1 protein-coding gene and 1 pseudogene are annotated in these 3,065 nt (G+C 38.8%); one reads left to right on the plus strand and one right to left on the minus strand.

What is annotated here, in order from left to right; all coding sequences use genetic code 11:
- Positions 1–124: 124 nt before the first annotated feature.
- A pseudogene (locus E4U82_RS19325) lies at positions 125–1,114 on the minus strand (transposase); the annotation flags it as partial.
- A gap of 770 nt (positions 1,115–1,884) precedes the next feature.
- Between E4U82_RS19325 and E4U82_RS19330 the strand changes: the two are divergent.
- The gene (locus E4U82_RS19330; protein WP_135111876.1) at positions 1,885–3,009 is read left to right on the plus strand and encodes a toll/interleukin-1 receptor domain-containing protein; all 1,125 of its coding nucleotides are present in this window, start codon (positions 1,885–1,887) and stop codon (positions 3,007–3,009) included.
- The last annotated feature ends 56 nt before the right edge of the window (positions 3,010–3,065 follow it).

Consider the following 3,065-nt stretch of genomic DNA (forward strand, 5'->3'; position numbering starts at 1 on the left):
GTGCTCATTAATTATATAGAAGGTATCGCGTAAGTGGTACATTTATTTGTCATTTGATGGTACATTTCTTGTCATTCGGTGGTAAATAACATGTCACTAGTGGTACATTTTGTTGACCGTAATCAATCAAAGGCATGATGCCTCGAGAAAATAAATAGGCCAAATATGCCGGTGTGCCATAGGCCTTGTCACCCGATAACGTCCGAATATGGATTTGCGGATGCTGAAAACGAACAGCGTTTAGCTGCTGTTGGCTAATTTCTCTTTCAGCTGTACCGGAAGCAACGCTCGCATCAGTTTTTAAAATAATCCCTGATTCAACGTCTATCAGGTCGTGCACGAGGAAACGCGGATAAGCTTCCTGCCCTTTGCTCTTTTTGTATAAACGGGCATCAGGGTCTGTCGTACTCCGATGGGTTTGATTGGAAAACGTTTTGCCATGAAAGTCCTCATGGCTGGCATTTTCCTGAAGCTGATCCGATTGATGATTGTTCTTTGATTTCGGAGGCTGAGGATTTTGATCATCATCGTCGCTGTCCGTATTGTCTGATGGAGCCAAGGATGCCTCGTCACGTTGCTTTTTATCTTCCAGGTAACCTTCAATGGTTTGAACCGGAGCCAGCTCTATTTCTTCCAGACTGTGAATGGACGCGTTTGCACGCACTTGTGTGCCGTCCACACCGGCATGAATGTCTGGGCGAACGAGGCCGGAAGCAATGCACTGATTAACGACATGCATCATGATATCATCAAAAATACCGTGGCGACGCCAAAGCGCTCTTGTCTTAACAAGTGTTGTGCGATCGGGAAGAGAAGACTCAAAATCCAGGCCGCAAAACCACAAGTAGCCTGCATGCATGGGGAGCGTTTCAAACAATTCCCGTTCCGAGTGATTAAATAGATACTCCAGTACAACCAGCCGCACGACCAATTCAGCATTTGTAGATGGCCGGCCTGTTTTTTCGGAGTAGAGAGGTTTCACCCAATCGTGGACAGCTGGAAAGTCGATCACATCTTTCACCCTTCTCAGGATATGATGCCCGGGAACGAGATCCTCCATATCAATATATTGAAACATGCTGGGTTGAATGTGATTTTGCTTTGGCGAATGCATAAACGGATCATCCTTTTATAAGTGTTCTATAGACTATATTCGATATAAAGCAAGGAAATTCCTAGTACAATTTGACTTTTTCACCGGACTTTTAGAGAGGCTGCTTTTTCATGAATGGTATATACCTTCTCACCCCTATATTCGAAATTAACTTGGAAAAAGTGGCGTTGTCAGCCGAAAAAAATAAAAAATATTTTTTCATTTCCATGCCACCAAATTGCAAATTGTTTCGATTATAGGGGTAAGAGATAGTCTATTAATCTGGTTTTTAAACGAGGGGGTAACACCAAACAAGTATAAAGACATGATGCGCACACCCACCATTGATTTATGGCTGCAGAAATGTTTACAGCGTAGAGGATATGCAAGATATGCAAGGGGGTGGAGTGGAGTATTATTCAATTGGTAGATCGGCTGTGAGTAGGAGAGATTGAAGGAGCAAGAGAAAGTGGAAATGTATCCGAGCGTGTAGCGTAAGAATATAGGCCCGCGGGGGCCTATTCTGATTTCAATGCCCGTTATTTCATGACTTTTTTTATTTAAGTCTTTATTGATCAAATGCTGACATCTCCCTAATAGCCTCCTGGCGTTAAGAATATTATTGTATTGTCATTTTTTATCGAACGAAAGTTACGAAAATACATGAAATTTATAGTAAAATGTAATATAATGGTTTTAGGTAAAAAGTATCGTTTTTTTATTTTAATTTTTAATGTAAGCGAATTCCATTAACATTAAGTACGTACTTAAAAGGAGTTAGGTGTTAAAATATGACAAGTAAATCCCAAGAAACTTTAAATGTTCTTGTTCTATGGCACGAAGATTTCGACATGGGGAATAAATTTGCTGAAAGAATATATTCACATTTATCTAGTACTGTGGAAGAAGATGTGATATATCGTAAACCAGGCATACCAGTGTTTTTCTATAATGATATGGAGAATGTGGATTTAAATAAAGCAAAACGGACTGCAATAATCATATTAGTAGATAATCATCTGGTACTAGATCCAAAATGGCAAAGTGACATAGCAGACCTAGAAGGAAAAGTTAGTGAATCGCTACGTATATTCCCAGTTTCTGTTTCTCAAAGTGCCTTTCGTTTGAAAGAGGTTAACAGCAGAAATTTTATCAAATTACATGATGAAAATCCAGAAGAAACAAAAATCAAAACATTGTTGAGTCAAACCACTCATGAATTATGTAGATTCCTTTTAAACGAACCTAGAATATCCAGAAGCAATAATTTAAGCCCGTCTCCAGTTTCTCTATTTCTTAGTCATGCAAAAAAAGATGGTAACTCATTAACTAAATCAATAAAAGACTATATTTTAGAAGAAACTCCTTTAAAAACTTTCTTTGATGCAAATGACATTGCAGCTAGTTATTCCTTTTCAAATGAAATAGAGGAAAGTATTAAAAACAAGGAAACGGCAGTATTAGTGATACACACCGACAAATATTCATCCAGGGAGTGGTGTCGAAAAGAGGTGATTTCTGCTAAATTATCTAAAACACCAATAATAGTGGTTGACGTTGTTTCAAACGGAGAGGCAAGAAGCTTTCCTTATATGGGTAACGCTCCTACTGTGCGGTGGGATGGAAACGAAGAAGAAATTCCAAAAATATTAGACGTAACGCTACTTGAGATTCTACGTGATTTATATACTAAGATTCATTTTCAAGATTTGTTAGATATTTATAGTGTTACCGAAAAAGTAAATACAATTTCTACACAGCCAGAACTTATGAATTTTATAAACTTAATTGAGGAATCAGAAGAAAACCAAAGTAAAACAGTACTTTACCCCGATCCACCAATAGTGTCCGCAGTCTTATTCTTTGTCGACTTCATGGCCAGTGGCAGTGGCATGGCTGCGCACTGGCAGTCATAGACAATGCCACTGGCAATAAGTTTGGTCAGTGTATTGTCGTTACCACCCCAAGTATT

The sequence above is a fragment of the Lentibacillus salicampi genome, from assembly GCF_004565465.1.
GTDB lineage: Bacteria > Bacillota > Bacilli > Bacillales > Amphibacillaceae > Lentibacillus > Lentibacillus salicampi.